This window comes from Undibacterium sp. WLX3042 (assembly GCF_049544825.1).
Classification (GTDB): Bacteria; Pseudomonadota; Gammaproteobacteria; order Burkholderiales; family Burkholderiaceae_D; genus Undibacterium.
In genome coordinates this window covers 2,761,789-2,779,880 of sequence record NZ_CP186698.1, presented here as the reverse complement: position 1 = coordinate 2,779,880, position 18,092 = coordinate 2,761,789, and the positions used below count along the sequence as shown (strand labels likewise).

General features: G+C 49.3%; 14 protein-coding genes. 6 read left to right on the top strand and 8 right to left on the bottom strand.

Annotated features, from left to right (window positions below):
- Positions 1 to 95 precede the first annotated feature (95 nt).
- Positions 96 to 1,124 carry a tRNA (adenosine(37)-N6)-threonylcarbamoyltransferase complex transferase subunit TsaD gene (tsaD, locus tag ACPAOP_RS12540; protein WP_423708251.1) on the top strand — a complete coding sequence of 343 codons (1,029 nt, stop codon included), beginning with the start codon at positions 96 to 98 and terminating at the stop codon, positions 1,122 to 1,124.
- Between the two features lie 148 nt (positions 1,125 to 1,272).
- Here tsaD and plsY read toward each other — a convergent pair whose 3' ends face one another.
- Positions 1,273 to 1,878, bottom strand: a complete 606-nt coding sequence (gene plsY, locus ACPAOP_RS12535; RefSeq protein ID WP_423679376.1) for a glycerol-3-phosphate 1-O-acyltransferase PlsY — start codon at positions 1,876 to 1,878, stop codon at positions 1,273 to 1,275.
- A 106-nt stretch (positions 1,879 to 1,984) separates the two neighbouring features.
- The gene (ybaK, locus tag ACPAOP_RS12530) at positions 1,985 to 2,479 is read right to left on the bottom strand and encodes a Cys-tRNA(Pro) deacylase (protein WP_423710016.1); all 495 of its coding nucleotides are present in this window, start codon (positions 2,477 to 2,479) and stop codon (positions 1,985 to 1,987) included.
- A 717-nt stretch (positions 2,480 to 3,196) separates the two neighbouring features.
- Here ybaK and ACPAOP_RS12525 point away from each other — a divergent pair.
- Positions 3,197 to 6,082: a TonB-dependent receptor plug domain-containing protein gene (locus tag ACPAOP_RS12525; RefSeq protein ID WP_423679377.1), complete on the top strand. Its 2,886-nt coding sequence runs from the start codon at positions 3,197 to 3,199 to the stop codon at positions 6,080 to 6,082.
- Between the two features lie 236 nt (positions 6,083 to 6,318).
- Entirely contained in the window at positions 6,319 to 8,154 is a 1,836-nt protein-coding gene (locus ACPAOP_RS12520) for an alpha/beta hydrolase family protein (protein WP_423708250.1), read from the top strand.
- Between the two features lie 103 nt (positions 8,155 to 8,257).
- Here the strand turns inward: ACPAOP_RS12520 and xerD are convergent, their stop codons facing one another.
- From xerD to ACPAOP_RS12495, 5 genes are all read right to left on the bottom strand, one after another.
- Positions 8,258 to 9,136 carry a site-specific tyrosine recombinase XerD gene (gene xerD, locus ACPAOP_RS12515; RefSeq protein ID WP_423682312.1) on the bottom strand — a complete coding sequence of 293 codons (879 nt, stop codon included), beginning with the start codon at positions 9,134 to 9,136 and terminating at the stop codon, positions 8,258 to 8,260.
- Between the two features lie 76 nt (positions 9,137 to 9,212).
- Positions 9,213 to 9,710 carry a methylated-DNA--[protein]-cysteine S-methyltransferase gene (locus ACPAOP_RS12510; RefSeq protein ID WP_423679379.1) on the bottom strand — a complete coding sequence of 166 codons (498 nt, stop codon included), beginning with the start codon at positions 9,708 to 9,710 and terminating at the stop codon, positions 9,213 to 9,215.
- A gap of 523 nt (positions 9,711 to 10,233) precedes the next feature.
- Positions 10,234 to 11,514: a TRAP transporter large permease gene (locus ACPAOP_RS12505; protein WP_423679380.1), complete on the bottom strand. Its 1,281-nt coding sequence runs from the start codon at positions 11,512 to 11,514 to the stop codon at positions 10,234 to 10,236.
- Positions 11,511 to 12,062 carry a TRAP transporter small permease gene (locus ACPAOP_RS12500; RefSeq protein WP_423708249.1) on the bottom strand — a complete coding sequence of 184 codons (552 nt, stop codon included), beginning with the start codon at positions 12,060 to 12,062 and terminating at the stop codon, positions 11,511 to 11,513. Before ACPAOP_RS12500 ends, ACPAOP_RS12505 begins: the two co-directional genes overlap by 4 nt.
- A gap of 89 nt (positions 12,063 to 12,151) precedes the next feature.
- Positions 12,152 to 13,156, bottom strand: a complete 1,005-nt coding sequence (locus tag ACPAOP_RS12495) for a TRAP transporter substrate-binding protein (RefSeq protein WP_423679382.1) — start codon at positions 13,154 to 13,156, stop codon at positions 12,152 to 12,154.
- Between the two features lie 135 nt (positions 13,157 to 13,291).
- Between ACPAOP_RS12495 and ACPAOP_RS12490 the strand changes: the two genes are divergently transcribed.
- The 3 genes from ACPAOP_RS12490 to ACPAOP_RS12480 all read left to right on the top strand — a co-directional run bounded on the left by ACPAOP_RS12490 (position 13,292) and on the right by ACPAOP_RS12480 (position 16,987).
- Positions 13,292 to 15,310 carry a PAS domain S-box protein gene (locus ACPAOP_RS12490; protein WP_423708248.1) on the top strand — a complete coding sequence of 673 codons (2,019 nt, stop codon included), beginning with the start codon at positions 13,292 to 13,294 and terminating at the stop codon, positions 15,308 to 15,310.
- Between the two features lie 77 nt (positions 15,311 to 15,387).
- Positions 15,388 to 15,978: a response regulator transcription factor gene (locus ACPAOP_RS12485; protein WP_423679384.1), complete on the top strand. Its 591-nt coding sequence runs from the start codon at positions 15,388 to 15,390 to the stop codon at positions 15,976 to 15,978.
- A gap of 118 nt (positions 15,979 to 16,096) precedes the next feature.
- Positions 16,097 to 16,987, top strand: coding sequence for an AEC family transporter (locus tag ACPAOP_RS12480; RefSeq protein ID WP_423708247.1), 891 nt, complete (start codon positions 16,097 to 16,099; stop codon positions 16,985 to 16,987).
- Between the two features lie 14 nt (positions 16,988 to 17,001).
- Here ACPAOP_RS12480 and queG read toward each other — a convergent pair whose 3' ends face one another.
- The gene (queG, locus tag ACPAOP_RS12475; RefSeq protein ID WP_423708246.1) at positions 17,002 to 18,084 is read right to left on the bottom strand and encodes a tRNA epoxyqueuosine(34) reductase QueG; all 1,083 of its coding nucleotides are present in this window, start codon (positions 18,082 to 18,084) and stop codon (positions 17,002 to 17,004) included.
- Positions 18,085 to 18,092: the final 8 nt, after the last annotated feature.

Genomic DNA, 18,092 nt, shown 5'->3' with positions numbered 1-18,092 from the left:
CCGCCCGGATTTGTATTCCCGCATTAGTGGACGCAGATGCGAATTTTGCTGCATTCCTGCATTTTTATACTTCAAATAATTTCAAAAATAACTTCATGATAGTGCTTGGTGTTGAATCTTCCTGTGACGAGACAGGGCTGGCTTTGTATGACACGCAGCGCGGTTTGCTTGCACATGCCCTGCATTCGCAGATCGCCATGCACAGAGAATACGGCGGCGTCGTACCCGAACTCGCTTCGCGCGACCATGTTCGCCGTACTTTGCCGCTGTTAAATGAAGTCATGCAGAAAGCAGCGATACAGAAAAACGATATCGATGCGATTGCCTACACTCAGGGACCCGGGCTGGCCGGTGCCTTACTGGTCGGCGCCTCTTTTGCCTGCGGCCTCGGCATGGCACTGGATAAGCCGGTACTCGGCGTGCATCATCTCGAAGGTCATTTGCTGTCACCACTGCTGGCAAGTCAGCCGCCGGAATTTCCATTCATTGCCTTGTTGGTGTCCGGCGGTCACACGCAGTTAATGCGGGTGGATGGTATTGGTGCTTATCAGTTGTTAGGGGAAACCCTCGATGATGCTGCCGGAGAAGCCTTCGACAAATCTGCAAAACTACTGGGGCTGCCGTATCCGGGTGGTCCAGAAATTTCGCGGTTGGCGGAATTCGGCAATCCTGGCGTGTTTACGTTTCCACGCCCGATGTTGCACTCCAAAGACTTGAATTTCAGTTTTTCAGGTCTGAAGACTGCGGTACTGACCGTCGTGAAAAATCAGACTGCCAATATCTGCGAACAAAATAAAGCAGACATCGCGCGCGGCTTCGTCGATGCGCTGGTCGATGTGCTGGTTGCCAAGTGTGTCACCGCGATGAAAGAAAGTGGTCTTAAGCGACTGGTGATTGCAGGTGGTGTCGGTGCAAACCGGCAGTTACGTACCGCGCTGAATGCAGCTGCCGCCAAACGGCGCTTTCAGGTGTATTACCCCGAACTGGAATTCTGCACCGATAACGGTGCGATGATTGCGTTTGCGGGAGCGATGCGACTCAAAAAAAATCCCGCGGCAGCGACGCGGGATTACGGCTTTAATGTGCGGCCACGCTGGCCTTTGCATGAATTAAGCGTCGCCTGATTTGCTACGCCAGCCAGGGCCTGAAACACTTATTCACCGTTCATAAACAAAAAGGCCGTTTTCGCAACAGGCCTTTTTTTTACAAAGGATGACGTGCTATTGACACGAAGTCAGCGCGCAACGGTCAAAGCGCGGCAGACAGGCATTCTTATTTTTTCTTGCTGCCGATTTTGCTTTCTTTACCCTTCATTAGATTCACAATATTCTGACTGTGACGGTAAATTAGCAAACCACTCATGATAAATACTGCCAGCAACTTCACATCCGGTCCGAATAACATGCCGTAATAGAGTGGCGCAAAAATCGCAGCAATCAGTGCCGCCAGTGAAGAATAACGAAATGCAAACGCGATCACCAGCCAGGTCACCAGCGTAGCCAGCCCCAGCCAGCCATTCAGGCCGAGCAACACACCGGCAGCAGTTGCCACACCTTTACCACCGACGAATTTAAAAAATACCGGCCACAGGTGTCCGAGGAAAACAGCAATCGCCACCAGCGCGATACTGCCGTCATCCAGTTGGAACTGATCTGCATAACGTGCAGCCAGCCAGACCGCAAACCAGCCTTTAACGGCATCTCCCAGCAGCGTTAATACTGCGGCCGCCTTATTACCACTGCGCAGAACATTCGTTGCGCCGGGATTTTTAGAACCATACGTACGCGGATCCGATAAACCAAATAATTTGCTCACCACCACGGCAAAAGAGACAGAACCAATCAGATAAGCCAGCACGCCGGCCAGAATAGTATTCATGTGTTTCCCAGAGAAGCGAGGGGTTAAAATATACTCCCCCCAGTATTTTTAAGAGCGCTTTATTGACGCTGACAATAAGGGCATTTTATAACATACTCCCTCAGAATTACTCTTCGAGAGCACATTCCACCGGACGTGCCTGCAACAGACTCTGCAACAGCGCTGGCGAAATACCCACCAGATAACCACGGCGTCCGCCATTGATATAAATTTTCGGCAAATCCAGAATCGCCCGCTCAACATAAATGGGCATCGTCTTTTTAGTGCCAAACGGAGACGTACCGCCAACCATGTAACCGGAGTGTTTTTGCGCAATTTCCGGTTTGCAGGGCTCGATTGATTTACACCCGATCTGGCGCGCCAGATTTTTGGTCGATACCTTGCGATCACCGTGCATCAGCACGATTAAAGGTTTCGCCGCCTCATCCTGCATGACCAAGGTTTTAATCACATGATGTTCATCAACCCCCAGCTCACGCGCAGAGACCGCAGTACCGCCATGTTCTTCGTAGGCGTAAGGATGCTCAGAAAATTCCGCCTTGTTTTTACGCAAAAACTGCGTTGCAGGCGTTTCAGATACATGTTCTTTCTTGGCCAAAATTCTACTCCGTCTTGCTATTGATGTCGGAGACAGATTATAGCGATTAGTCTCAGATTCACGAATTTGTCTTCGCTTCTGAATCAGGCGACTCACATCATCTTTTCTCGCCTAACCATCGTCCGTATCGATAGATAACCTCTCATCACATCAGCAAATAAGCCTCCGCAATAAAAATAACGCACCAAATAAGTGCGAAAAATGTCAATACCGTATAAATAATCCAATACCATTTCGCTGCGAAAAGTATTCTTATGTAACAAGATACCACGCAAGATAATATGATCAAAAATGAAATCAATTATCACAAAAATAATATCATCACAATCTGCTCATAAATGAAAATAGATGCTTAATTTCAATTGCTTATCATATTTTTACCATTTATATAAATACCGGTCTGACATCAGAAAAAGTGAACGGGATTTCAAGTAAGGTAAAAATAAAAGAAAATAAATTTTCATTTTTTGTACCCAATCTACAACAACAGGTCATATTAATGTAACAAAAGCTTTCGCATACACCCATTTTATTTACATAATCTAGTTACGTCTGATTTATTTATTTTCATTTTTTCAAAGTCTGATCGGCACATATAAATACATATCAGTTGTGGGTAGCGGTCAGCGAGCCAGTAATTTATTTACTCCACACTAAAGTCTTTAGCTGCTCAGTTTTGTAAGTATCAGCGTTGCGTTCGTTAACCGTATGGGGATCTATATGATTTTTAAAGAAAAGATAGGCGTGCAGTCAGTGCGCTTTGCAATCGGCGTTTTAGCCGGCACGGTCTTGTTGTCCGGCGTGGCACAGGCTCAAGAAGAAAAAAGTGTTCAAAAGATCGAAATCACTGGTTCTAATATTAAACGTGCTGACAAAGAAGGTACATCACCAATTCAGACGATTACTGCTAAAGAAATCAAAGAAAGCGGTGCAACCACTGTGCTGGATTTGCTGAAGAAAGTACCTTCCATGGGCACTGGTGGTTACAACGACACACCTGATCAAAACAGTTTCTCCCGCGGCGTGGCGACAGCATCCCTGCGCGGTCTCGGTTCAACTTCTACATTGATCCTGTTGAACGGTCGTCGTATGGCACCTTCTGCCTACGCAAACCCGAATAACGGTCAGTCTGCGTTGTACGATCTGAACAGTATCCCTCTGTCAGCTCTGGAAAAAGTTGAGATTTTTAAAGACGGCGCATCTGCTGTATACGGCTCTGACGCGATTGCCGGTGTTATTAACTTCATTACCAAAAAAGATTACAAAGGTGGTGAGTTAAATATTGCAGCTGGTGCAAACGATGACCGCGAGTTTGGTCGTCAGAATTTTAACGGTACGGTCGGCTTCGGTGATTTCGCCAGCCAGGGTTACAACGTATTGCTGGCTCTGGACGTAACCAAAAAAACAGCAACCAGCGAACGTGATGGCTCCAACGATATTCAGGCTGCGCAATACGCAGATATGAACTTCCGTCTGAATCCATATTCCAGCTTTGCTTCTAACCAGGCTTTTTTCTTCAAAGAACGCTCAGCTAACAGTAAATCGTTCCTGACAACAGGTCCTACTGTTATCAACCAGACTAATTGTGACCCATCCCGCAAACTGGTTGGTTCCGCTGCATACGGCATTGCAACTACCAGCGTATTGTACGGCCGCACTTTCTGTAACTACGATACAGATCAGTTTAACGATGTCCAGGGTAAATCCGACGATATCAACTTCATGGCTGTAGGTAACCTGAAGATTAACGAAAATCTGTCTGCTTTCAGTGAAGTTGCTTTCACTGATTCGAAACGTGTTTATCGTTCCGCAGCCAGAACCATTGACGGCAGAACACCAACCACTAACTATCTGGTTGGCGGCCTCGCAGAACCATTCCAACCGATTCTGCCAGTTGGTCATCCTGACAATCCAAATCCAGATGCGCGTTCAGCAGTTGTTTACCGTTTTGAAAACCTGAAAACAGGTACAGATCTGGAAAATCAGAATGCACGTATCTTAGCTGGCTTGCGCGGTAGCTTCGGTAGCTGGGACTGGGAATCTGCTCTGTTGTGGAATCGCTCAAAACGTATCGAAACATCGTATGGCTTCTTGTATCTGCCAACCCTGCGTAAGCTGATCACAGAAAACCGTTCGCTGGCTTCACTGGCAGCAGATCCAACGATCACGAAAGATCTGACAAACAACGGTATCTCTCAGATCGCTCAATGGGATGGTAAAGCAACGACTGAATTCGGCAGCTTACCAGGTGGCGCGATCGGTTTCGCGGTCGGTGCAGAATTACGTCAGGAAAAACTGACCATCACTCCTGATGCTGCAAATGCACGCGGTGATATTCTGGGTCTGGCAACAACTGCAATTGATGCAAAACGTAATGTTTCTTCTGCATTCTTTGAAGTTCGCACACCATTCCTGAAAAACTTTGAGATGGATTTTGCAGGTCGTGTGGATAAATACCCTGATCTGAAGGCAAACTTCGTTCCTAAAGTCGGTGCAAAATGGACAGCAACTGACAGTCTGGCATTCCGTGGTAGCTACTCCGAAGGCTTCCGTGCTCCGGCATTGTCACAAGTGGCTCCAGGTGGCGCACAGTACTTCACCAGCGGCGTGGATCCTATCCGTTGCCCTAACGGCACAACACCAGTTCCAGGGGCTGAGCAAAGTGACTGTAACAAGAGCTTCTCAGGTGTCGGCGGTGCTAACCCTGATCTGAAACCAGAAAAATCCAAGAGTCTGGCACTGGGCTTGATTTTCTCGCCTACAAAAGACTTTGACGTCAGCGTTGATGCTTACAAACTGCGTCAGGAAGGTGAAGTTGCTCTGGCCAGTGCGACATTCCTGCTGGAGCACCCACAAAGCTTCCCAGCGGATTACATCACTCGCGATACAAATCCACTGAATCAGCTGAAAGACGCTAACGGCAATCCTATTCCAGGTACCGGTGCAATTCTGGCTGTCAAAACACCATGGACTAACCAAGGTAGTACAGAAGTCACAGGTCTCGACGTTGATATGAAATGGCGTCACAACCTCGGTGAAAACGGTAGATTGACGACTGGTTTGCAGTCAACATACCTGATTGCTTACCGCCGTGCAGAACAACCAGGCGATCTGGAACGTAATGCCGTTGGTACAGCCGGTGGTCTGAATGACTGGGCAACATCAGTTGGTCCTATCCCTCGCCTGCGTGCAACACTGACAGCCCGTTGGGAAAAAGGTCCTCATAGTGTGAATGCAGCAATGCGTTTCATCGACAGCATCACTCAGTATCGTCGTTACGACAACACAACGACATATGCAAACGGTGGCTTCTGTCATTGGGGTTCAGGACAACCAGCAGGTTCAACCTCTCTGGGTGGTATTCCGAAATACAACCAGTACTATCCAGATTGCACAGTACCAAGCTGGACAACATTTGACCTTGGCTACACCTACACTGGTTTCAAAGATCTGGCGCTGGGCATCAACATCAGCAACATTCTTGATACCAAAGCACCGTACTACCCAACAACGACGGCTTCGACCATCGCTCAGGGTTACAACGCAACATTGCACAACAACACCGGCCGTTATTTCCGCGTTTCTGCGAAATACACATTCCGTTAATTTTGTGTAGTTAGCTGGACTATAAACGCCTCGTTGATCGAGGCGTTTATTTTTTCGATCGCCTGAATCACTTTCTCTTTGAGGCACTTATGCAAATATCGCTTTACAAATTCTGCCGTGCGCTGACTGTCAGCCTGTTCATTAGCAGTGCTGCCGCGATACCACTCTCGGCTCACGCACAAAATAATCCGATACCAGTTGAGAATTTTTTCAAAAGCTCCCAGATCTCGAATGTTATGTTTTCACCTGATGGTAAAAATGTGGCAATGCTGGCGGCAGGAGCAAATGACCGTCTGGTACTGGCGGTCATGGAAGTCGATAAGTTAAAGCCTAAAATTGTGGCTGGTTACGAAAAAACGGATGTGGTTTTCTTTAACTGGGTCAATAACCAGAGGCTGGTTTTCGGCGTGGGCGATCGCTCCATCGGCGACGGTGACCGTTACAAAGGCAGTGGCTTATTTGCGATCAATAAAGATGGTAATGAATTACGGGAATTGATTGCAACCGGTGACACCGGCAGCAAATTCCGGGTACTCAATGGTTATCACAATTTTCTTGATGTCACGCACGTACCTGATTCCAATGACGTTTACATCACACGCAGCACCGGCACGCGAAAAACACCGTCTTATACATTAATGAAACTGAATACGCTCAACGGTTATAACGAGATTATTCAGACGCCAACAAATTCCGTCAGCTTTATGATTGATAAGTCAGGTGAAGTCAGGGTGGCTGAGACTTCCCAGGATAACTTCACCGCTGTGCATTATAAAGATCCGGCAACGCAGCAATGGCGAAAACTGATCGAATACAACAACGTGACAGGACATGGCTTCTCTCCTGCATTTATCGCACCGGATGGCCAGTTTTATGTTACATCGGCGAATAAAAATGACACCGTTTCGGTGTACCGTTTTGATCTGAAAAAAAATAAACTGGACGATACACCGGTTGTCGCAACTAAAGGGTTCGACTTCCAGGGCAACTTCGTCTTCAACAAAAAAGAAAATAAACTGTTAGGCGTTCATTACGAAAGTGATGCCTATTCCACTTTGTGGCTGGATGACAAATGGAATAGCGTTCAAAAAACTGTCGATGCAGCGCTACCAAACACGGCAAATCTGATCTGGGGTCCGGAATCAGGCAACAACGATATCGTCATTGTTCACTCGTTCTCGGATGTACATCCCGGCTCATATATGCTGTTCAACACTGAGACAAAGAAATTTGTTCCGATTGGTGACGTTCATCCGGAAATCAATTCTAAAACCATGTCCTACAAGGACTTTGTCCGTATCAAAGTGCGGGATGGCATGGAAATTCCTGCCTATATCACTCTGCCCAAAAACAGCAGCGGCAAAAATCTGCCTATGGTAGTGATGGTACACGGTGGCCCTTATGTACGAGGCGGCCATTGGGAGTGGAACCGCGAAACACAGTTCCTTGCATCACGCGGCTATGCGGTACTTGAGCCGGACTTCCGTGGCAGTACCGGTTATGGAACCAAGCTGTTCCGCGCCGGCTGGAAACAATGGGGACTGGCAATGCAGGACGACGTGACAGATGCGACCAAATGGGCAATTGCACAAGGTTATGCAGATCCTCAGCGTATTTGCATCGCAGGTGCCAGCTATGGTGGATACGCAACGCTGATGGGGCTGATCAAAGAGCCGGATTTGTATCGCTGTGGTATCAGCTGGGTCGGTGTAACCGATATCAATTACCTGTTTGATGTCACCTGGAGCGATACCTCCGGCTCCGCATGGACACGTTATGGTATGCCATTGATGATCGGCGACCAGACCAAGGATGCAGAACAACTGAAAGCAACGTCACCTGTAGCACAAGCACATCGCTTAACCAAACCACTGATTCTTGCTTACGGTGTGGCAGACCGCCGAGTACCTTTGGTACACGGTGAGCAATTCAAAAAAGCAGCGCCCAAAGATGCCAAAATTGAGTGGATCACTTACCCGAATGAAGGGCACGGATGGCGTACACTGAAAAACAATGTGGACTTCTGGACCCGCGCTGAACAATTCTTAAATGAAAATACGGCGGTAAAATAAGTCGTTTAGCAGACTCACCCAACCTGCGTCGCTCTGAGCCACGCAGGTTTTTTTATTTCCTCAGATTAACCTTGTTTGCAATACCTGCAATCAAGCTCCCTGATCAGCCCCGCGGATGATGCAGCGCATGCAGTTTTTTCAAACGCTCTCGCGCAACGTGGGTATAAATCTGTGTCGTTGAGATGTCTGCATGTCCCAGCAACAGTTGTACGACTCTCAGGTCGGCACCGTGATTCAGCAGATGGGTCGCAAATGCGTGGCGTAAAGTGTGGGGAGACAGATGTATCGTAATCCCGGCCTGCGCTGCATATTTCTTGATCAGGATCCAGAACATCTGCCGCGTCATCGCACCACCCCGCGCGGTAACGAATAAAGCATCGTCGATCTGACCATTTAATATCACCGGACGGGCTTCTCTTAAATAGCGTTCCAGCCATAGTCTGGCATGCTCGCCAAATGGCACCAGCCGTGTTTTGTCCCCTTTTCCGGTCACACGCAAGACGCCCTCATTTAAGCCAACCTCCAGAGACTTCAGCTGTACCAGCTCACTAACGCGCAGACCACATGCATACAGTAATTCCAGCATAGTGCGATCCCGCAGCCCCAGAGGAGACTCATCAGGAGCCCGCAGCAAAGACTCTACCTGCGCTTCACTCAGGGTTTTAGGTAAGCGGACGGGTTGTTTTGCCGATTTGAGTTTGCTACACGGATTTTGCCTGACAAGATTCTGCCGAACTGCAAGCAAATAAAAACGTTTCAATACGCTCAGCCGCCGATTGGCAGAAGTTGCCTTGGATGACGTGTGCTTCAGCGCGATATAGGCGCTGATATCATCGTAATCAGCCTGATATAAGTTTTTTTCGGTCGCCTGTGACAACCATTCGGCAAACAGACGCATATCGCGTCGGTAAGCTTCTACAGTATTTTTTGCCAGCCCGTCTTCCAACCACAAAACATCACAGAACTGATCTATCTGCGCCATCACTTCGGCCGGTAATAAAAATGCTACGGATTTATCCGCCAGTTCTGAAGCGGTCGTTTTGACGCCGGCGACACCCTCACGCATAAGCAGCCACGCCCTCATGCGCCAGCAACCAGCGCTTTACTCCGAGGTGAAACCCCGTTTCATCATCATGATGGGCAAACCCGCCCAGACCACCAGCAGCAGTGACTCTGTGGCAAGGGATGACCAGCGGATACCAGTTCGCACCGCAAGCCTGACCAACCGCGCGCGGTGCTGAGCGGATTTGTTTGGCAATCTGACCGTAAGTCAGCACCTGCCCCCTTGGAATGGCAGCAATCCCGCGCCAGACAGCATTTTGAAATGCTGTGCCAACAGGACGTAAAGGAAGATCGAACTGATAATCAGGATCGTCGAAATATTGAAGTATTTGTGTCGCAACCTTCTCAGAGACGAAGTCACCGGGGTCTTTCTCCTGAAACCGTGGAGGCAAATAAACCAGCTCTGTTAGTACTGAATCAGCCACGCGGATTCCGACTGCGCCAAATGGCGCCGCAACGATGGCAGAAAAAATACCACTCTCTTTATCCGACATGAGTGTTCCTCAAAAAGGGAAAAGCTTGCTTCATTAAATGTGACGAACACATGCCCATTCTCAGATCAGCCTGCTCCTCAATCAACTCTGTGAATTTTAAACGCCAGCATACTTGCCGTCAGCATAAAAAATAGCAAACAGATACTGACAAGTTTATCCGCCAGACATGCTGATTCGGCACTGTGGATAACATCAATGCGATCCGGAAAAGAAAAAAGGCGCATCAGTGATGCGCCTTGAAAGCATGTTTCGCGTTTTCGGCTGTTTAGTTACTGCGTCACCGCAATACTCAGCTTGTAATAAAAACGCGCGTCTCCTCAGTGTACGGCATGGGTACCGTTTTCTTGCACTACCGCCTTTTAAACTTATCAATTGCTAAAAATCAGACTGCGCAGAATATAGCACGACCGAATACCAGTAACAAAAAAAAACTACGCAAAAATACTTAATTGTTGCGGATATGTAAAACGCATGTATATATCCGCAAAATGTGCTAGCCCAATTTATTTTTAATAAAAACCAATTATTTATAAATTAAATTTGGCAACCAGGTAGAAATCTCTGGCACATAAGTAATCAACAATAAGAAAACGACCATCGTCATCAGCCACGGCAATACGGCGACTGTCAGCTCAGTGATTCCCATTTTCGTAATACCAGATGCGACATACAGATTCAGACCAACCGGCGGATGACACATGCCGACTTCCATATTCACGACCATGATGATACCAAAGTGCACCGGATCAATTCCCAGTTTCATCGCGACCGGGAATAAAATCGGCGCCATAATCAGCACGATGGACGACGGTTCCATTACATTACCTGCTAACAACAACAAGATATTCACCACCAGCAGGAAACTGATCATGCCAAAACCTTTGTCCATGATCCAGCTTGCCATCGCTTGCGGGATATTTTCACTGGTCATCAGGAATGAAAACAGTACAGCATTCGTGATGATGTAAAGCAGCATGGCAGACATCGACGCAGAATCCAGCAAAACCTTAGGTACCTTCTTCAAGGTCATGTCTTTATAAACGAACACGGCGATCACAAAAGCATAGACGGCGGCAACAGCGGCAGCTTCTGTCGGTGTGAACATGCCACTGTATATGCCGCCCATCACAATCACGATCAGCAACAAACCCCAGGCACTTTTTCTGAACGCAGTAAACCGCTCACCCCAGCTTGCTTTCGGCATACGAGGATAGTTGTGCTTACGCGCCAGAAACCATGTCGTCAGACCAAGCAAAAATGCCAGCATCAGACCCGGGATCACACCGGCCATAAACAATTGCCCTACAGATGTGTTCGTTGAGACCGAATACATCACCATCACAATCGACGGCGGAATCAGGATACCCAATGCACCGGATGTCGTAATCACACCTGCGCCGAAACCTTTTGGATAACCCTGCTTCACCATTGCAGGCAAAATGATAGAGCCGATCGCCACCACGGTCGCCGGAGAGGAACCGGAAACCGCAGCAAACAAAGCGCAGGCCAGAACACCGGCGAGTGCCAGACCACCATGCCAATGACCAACCATCGCCGCGGCAAAATTAATCATCCTACGGGCGACACCGCCGTGCGTCAGAAAATTACCAGCCAGAATAAAGAACGGAATCGCCATGATTTCGAACTTTTCTATCCCGGTAAATAACTTCAGGGCAACCGATTCTATCGGCACCTGTGTCATTGTGAAGAGGAAAGTCAGTACTGTCAGACCGAGCGAAATCGAAATCGGCATGCCGGTCAGCATCAACAGTATTAACAAGACAAAAATAATGGTGGCGTTCATGCTTTCACCTCATCTTCAAGACCGTCAACGTGAGTGTGATCATGCTTAGGTAATTCGCCTGTTTTGACAAAATTCCAGATCACCTGCAAAAAGCGGAAACACATCAGATAGGAGCCCAGCGGAATCGCCAGATAAACCCACCACATTGGTATTTCCAGATCAGCCGAAGTCTGATCCGTATGTGCGATTTCCCACACAAAACTACCACCCAGCGTGCCAATAATGCCCGTAAATAAAGCACCGGCAGCTAATCCCAGAATCACAAATTTATAGCGATTCGCAGGGCTCAGTTTATTGATCAGCACATCGACACCGACGTGTATACCGGTACGTACACCATAAGCTGCGCCAAACTTTGCCATCCACACAAACATGTAAATCGTCAGCTCTTGCGCCCAACTGGTATTTATTTTTAACAGCTCATCTTGCAGATAAGGAATTTCAAATCCGGAAAGATAACGGTGCAGCACCGCTAAAAAAGTAACGACGGTTGCGGCGCCCATCAGGGTCGCAATCAACCATTCCTCCAGATGATCAAGGAATTTCATTGTGTTCTCCTGTGAAGGATAGGAATGAGAGCTGAAAGCCGGTAAACCTGTATTTCTGTGTTTACCGACTGTCAGCGGAAGGAAAGGACTTACTTGATACCGAGTTTCACGGCTTCTTTATTGACGTTCGCGATCAGATCTTTACCGATCCGGGATTCCATCTGTTTCTGCACCGGCAGCAAGGCTTTGCGCCATTCTGCTTTTTCTTTCTCAGTTGGCACGTAAACGGTGGTTTTACCTGATTTTCGCACTGCCTCGAGGGCGTTATCATTTTCCTGCTGGGCGATCGCGTTCGCGTACTTGGTCGCCGTTTTCATTGCACCGTCTAATTCAGTACGGATATCTGCAGGCAAACCATCCCAGAATTTTTTGTTCACGATCACCGCATAGCCAAGGTAGCCATGATTCGTCACCGTCACATGCTTTTGCACCTCATGCATTTTTTGTGTGTACAGATTGGATGGCGGGTTTTCTGTGCCATCAACCACACCAGTCTGCAACGCCTGATATACCTCAGAGAATGCCAGCACCTGCGGATTAGCATTCAAGGCACGCATTTGCGCATCCAGCACTTTGGACGATTGTATGCGCAATTTCTGCCCCTTCATGTCGGATGGTAAATGGATAGGCTTATTCGACGACATGACTTTAAAACCATTGTCCCAGTAACCCAGACCGGTAATGCCTTTACTTTCCAGTTTCTTCAGCAGATCTTTACCAATAGGTCCTTCTGTAACCGCATACAGCACATCCTTGGTCGGGAAGATGTACGGCAGATCAAACACCTCAAACTCTTTGACGCCTAAAGGGCCGAATTTTGCCAGCGATGGTGCCAGCATCTGCACCGCACCTAACTGCAGTGCTTCCAATTCTTCTTTGTCTTTATACAGTGTGCTGTTGGGATACAGTTCGACTTTCACACGTCCTTTAGTCACTTTTTCTGCGAGTTCTTTGAAACGCTCTGCAGCTTTACCTTTTGGCGTATCGCTGGCGACAACGTGGCTGAATTTAATGACGATAGGGGATTGCGCAAATGCGCTACCGCTGACCAGTGAAGCTGCCAGGAGTGAGAACAGAACGGATTTGATTTTCATCGAAGTCTCCAGTGTATTGATTATCAAAGTAATTATTCTACGATTATTCGAAATAGTCACCCGCGGGACAATTGTGGAAAACCACATACTGCACTCCATTGCACATATAAACAACACCTGCAGTAAACTGACAGTATGAAAAGCCTATATAAATCTCAGCGATGGCCTAATGATAAGTGGCGCTGGATCCTTCCTATCTTACTGATCGCCTTGTTTCTGACCACGCTGATCTGGCTGCCGTGGCAGGCACAGCGTATGGAAGCCAATGAAAGACAGGAACAGCTGATTGCCGACACATTATGGGTGGAACAGGCGATACAGTTTCAGCTCGACCGCAACGATGAAATGCTGCGTCAGATCGGTGCTGACATTATTAACATTGGTCTGAAGCCGGATGCCGTTTTGCTGCGCTTCCGCAATCTGCTACAAAATAATCATGAGATTTCGCGTCTGGTTTTACTCGACCGACACAATAACGTCATTGTTTCCTCACATGATACAAGCTTTAGTTCAGCCGATATTTTATCGCCGGCTGAAATCAGTTCTGCACCCGCCGAACCGGATAACAGGACGCGTTGTTTTGCGCCCAGGCAGGAAACGAAATCGCAGAAATATAATTACTCCGTCAGTTGTCAGATTCCTCTGACAAAGGAAAATCACCATGCCGGCAGCATCATCATCACTTACCACGCGAATGGCATACTGGAAGAATTGGTGCCATGGTGGTTCGCGCAGGAAAACCAGATTTCTCTGCTGGACAACGATGACAAAGTGATTGCAACCCGAGCTGCAGGCGGGCCGGGTAAGAATGTGTACACCCACAACCGTAATCTGGAACTACCCGGCGTCACGCTTGCACTGCGCACCAACAGCAATAAAAACGAACCCAAGCTGCTGTCCAATTTGCTGGTGGTGATGGTCATTCTGCTGTCTATGGGTCTGATCTGGAGTCTGGTTGCTTTGTGGCGAGACATCAATCGCCGCCTCGCCGCCGAGGGTGCTCTGCGTCAGCAGGTCATTTTCCGTACTGCCATGGAAAATTCGCTGATCACAGGCTTGCGCGCGCGCGATATGCATGGGCGCATGACTTACGTGAATCCGGCATTCTGCAAAATGGTCGGCTATCCGGCTGAGCAGATTATCGGCCGCCTGCCGCCAATGCCTTACTGGGCGCCCGAAGTCGTCGAAGAATATCAGCAACGCTTTTCCAAATTGCTGGCAGGTTCGGTACCGCAAGATGGTTTTGAGACCATTTATCAGCATGCCAGCGGTGAACGGATTCCGGTCTTGATTTATGAGTCGCCGCTGATTGATGAAAGCGGCAAGCAGACTGGTTGGATGAGTTCGATACTCGATATTTCCGAGCTTAAACGGGCGCAGGAGCTGACCCGTCAACAGGAGGCTAAACTGCACGCCAGTGCACGTCTTGCCACCATGGGTGAAATCGCCTCAATGATCGCGCATGAATTGAATCAGCCGCTGGCTGCTATTTCCAGCTATACCACCGGCGCCATGAATCTGCTGGAGGCGGGGGATACGGATAAAGCCTTATTGTTATCAGCGATGGAAAAAGTGAAAACCCAGGCTCAACGTGCAGGACAGATTATCCGCAGCGTGCATGAGTTCGTGAAAAAAAGGGAACCAACGCGAGAACTGGTCGACATCAATGCGCTGATAAAAAACGCGCTGCCACTGGTCGAACTGCAGGCGCAGGCAGCGCACATCAGCCTGCAATGGCTGCCGTTGCCCGGCGCACCGAAGGTGCTGGCCGATCAGGTGCTGATTGAGCAGGTATTGCTGAATCTGACCCGCAACGCGATTGAGGCAATGGAAGATACGCCGCCGGAGCACAGGAATCTCCGCATACAAGCCAGTCTCGACAATGATGGAGACGTCGTCGTGGAAGTCATCGACCGTGGACACGGCATTCCGGACAGTGTCGCTGACCGATTGTTTTCACCTTTTTTTTCCACAAAGAGCAGCGGTATGGGGATGGGCTTGAATATCTGCAGAACGGCGATTGAGTTTCACGGTGGCAAACTTACTCACCGCAATAACCCGGTCGGTGGTAGTATCTTCCGCTTCATTCTGCCGGCAGCGCATGAGGAAAAAAATCCCACTGACGCACCGATTGCAGCGCCACCAAAAGAATAATGATATTGTCGAGAGGCACTCGCAATAACGGTGTTAGCAGTCCGGCAGACGACACCTGATATAGCAATGGAGACTACATGCTGCACATCATTGACGACGAGGACGTGATCCGCGATTCACTCTCCTGGCTCGCCCGCTCGCGCCAGATTGCGGCGATAGGCTACAGCAGTGCAGAACAGTTTCTGACCTCGCTGGAACAGCCTTTGCGCTTTGATGCCGAGGGCGACTGTATTTTGCTGGATGTGCGCATGGAAGGACTGAGCGGCATTCATCTGTTCGATATTTTATCCGGCAAAAAACTCACCAAACGGTTGCCGGTGATTTTTCTGACCGGGCACGGCGACGTACCGATGGCGGTCGATACGCTCAAACGCGGTGCTTTTGATTTCTTTGAAAAGCCGTTTAACGATAACAAGCTCATGGACAGAGTGCAGGAGGCGCTGGCGCAATCGCGTGCAGCAGGTGTTTCTGCGGCCGTACATGAACGTCTGGCGACATTGTCCGCACGTGAAAGAGAAGTGCTGGAGCTGATTTTGCTCGGCAAAATGAACAAGGTCATCGCAGACGAGCTGGGTATCAGCATGCGTACCGTGGAAGTACACCGGGCTCATGTATTCGATAAAATGCAAGTCAAAACTGCTGTCGAACTGGCGGGATTGCTGAAGTAGTTAAAACTCATCTCATCCCTGTTGATGAAATGAGTTCCATATAAAAATGGGGGAGTATCCTTGATTTCCACCCTATTCTCATTGTAAACATTAGGGGTTGAAATATACCCCACCCAGTATGTCTATCTTCACCCTACTCTTTCCTGATTTTAGTTTAATCCTGATCGGTTTCCTGCTCGCCCGCCATTCTCACTGGGGCGGCCATTTCTGGGCTGGCGTCGAAAAGCTGGTTTACTTCCTGCTGTTTCCTGCACTGCTGTTTTACACCACGGCACGCACCCGCTTTGATTTTCATGCAACCGGTCATCTTTTACAGACAGGGATGATCGCAACGATTGCCGGCATGCTGCTGGGCTGGCTCGCCAAGTATCTGTTTAAAACCCCGCCACGAATTTTTGAATCGGGCGTACAGACGGCATTCCGCTTCAATTCGTATATTGCTCTGGCGATCGCGTCCCGCCTCGCCGGCGATCAGGGCACGGCGCTGATGGCTTTGCTGATAGGCTTTATGGTGCCTTTATGCAATATGGCCGCAGTGTATGCGCTGGCCCACAACAGCGGTCGCCTGCTGAAGGAAATCGCCAGCAACCCGCTGGTGGTGGGTACCGCCAGCGGCGTGGTCGTCAGCCTGCTGGACATTCCTTTGCCGGAAGGAATCGCGGCAACGCTGTCCCGCCTCGGCAACGCCGCTATCGCGCTCGGCTTACTTGCGGTCGGTGCCGGTATGAAGGTATCGGCAATACACGAAGCAAAAGGTATTGCTGCCTATTTTCTGTCTGTCAAACTGTTAGCTTTACCGGCAATTGCGCTGCTGCTTGGTCGCTGGCTGAATTTACCTGCGCTACAATTACAGATCGCCGTCATTTTCTGTGCGCTGCCGACTGCATCGAGCGCCTATGTGCTGGCGGCGCGCATGGGCGGTAATGGCCCGTTCGTCGCCTTTCTGATTTCTGCCAGCACCGTCTTATCAGTACTGACCCTGCCACTGTGGCTTGCACTGGTGCATTAGTGCCGAAGTCGGCACTAAGCACTCAAACCATGACAGTCCAGTGCCCAGATCACATGCTCACGCACCATTTCTGAAGGGTGATCAAGGCGGGCACGTAAGGCAGCCACAATGGCGGCATCAGCGTACATCGTGGTCGCCGCATTCCCAAGGCCAACCGCGATATTGCGCAACCACCGTTCATGTCCGATACGACGGATAGGGCTGCCTTCCAGCATGCGCAAAAACTGCGCTTCCGTCCACGCAAATAAATGCACCATGCGCGCATGATCCAAACCATTTCTGACAGCAAAATCATCGACTGCAGCGGCTTGCGCAAATTTATTCCACGGACAATGCAACTGGCAATCATCGCAACCGTAAACCCGGTTTCCTATCAGCGGCCGGAATTCGACTGGAATACTGCCATGCAGCTCTATCGTCAGATACGACACACAGCGCCGCGCATCAACTTTGTATGGCGCGACGATCGCCTTCGTCGGGCAAACATCGATACACGATGAACACTGACCGCAGTGATTACCCACCGGCGGGTCAACCGGCAACGGCAGATCGACCAGTATCTCGCCCAGAAAAAACATAGAGCCAGCTTCGCGACTCAATAGCAGCGTATGCTTGCCGCGCCAGCCGAGACCCGATTTTTCTGCCAGCGCCACCTCCATTACCGGCGCAGAGTCAGTGAAAACTCGGTAACCAAACGTACCGATCTGCTGGCTGATTTTTTCTGCCAGTTGCTGCAGGCGGCTGCGTAGTACTTTGTGATAATCGCGACCGCGCGCATAGATGGAAATCACCGCAGTATCTGCCGTGTGCTGTGCTTCTGCGGCGCGCCAGTGAGGATCGGCAGGCAAGTAATTCATGCGCGCCGAAATTACCCTGACCGTGCCAGGCACTAGTTCAGCGGGGCGACTGCGTTTGGTGCCATGTGCCGCCATATACGCCATATCGCCATGAAACCCCACATCCAGCCATTGCTGAAAACCGGCTTCTGTGTGACTGAGATCAACATCGGCGATGCGGATTTCTGCAAATCCGAGTTCTTTGCCCCAGCTTTTGATCTGTGCGGATAAAGCAGATAAGCTGTCGTCGTCCAGATTCACGCGGCAGA